Raw genomic sequence first — 590 nt, forward strand, 5'->3', positions numbered from 1 at the left:
GCTGGCACATTTGCGTTCGCACTCGAAACTGCAGGTGGTACACCTATCGCTTTTGATGGATCTACTGGTGGAATATATGCTGACGTAAGCTATAACCTCAATGGAGTCACTAACACTACAGTCAATGGATTACCTATCGGTAACTATGTGATGACCATCACCGATGAAAACTCAGGCTGTTCAATCGATCATCCGTTTGCCATCGGAGATGCTACCGTAGACCCTACACTGGATGTCGCAACCATCCAGGCCAACACAACCGATAATACTTCGTGTACGCCTGGAAGCTACACTGGTACAGCTACTGTAAACCTCGCCGATATTACCGGTGCAGGTGCTGCCCTGTCTGATTACAGCTTCTTCTGGGCGACTGCCGCTGATCCGGCCACTCAAATCGATGATGACAACATCCTCGATGACGACATCTCCGGAAACTCCGGCGTAGAAGATGGAGACTATGTATTGACTGTTACCGACCTCATCACCGGATGTGTGTCTGCTACAGCAAACATTACCATCAACTCCGGTCAACCTACCCTTGGTGCAGGTGAGTCCGGACTGACCGGAAACTCTGTCTGCGACCCAGGTGC

1 protein-coding gene is annotated in these 590 nt (G+C 50.5%); it reads left to right on the top strand.

Going from position 1 to position 590, the window contains the following annotated elements:
• Positions 1–590, top strand: a 590-nt coding sequence (locus ACXAH9_RS17150) for a hypothetical protein (protein WP_474896078.1), incomplete at both ends; no start/stop codon positions are given.

The organism is Ekhidna sp. ABH4_415 (genome assembly GCF_056161305.1).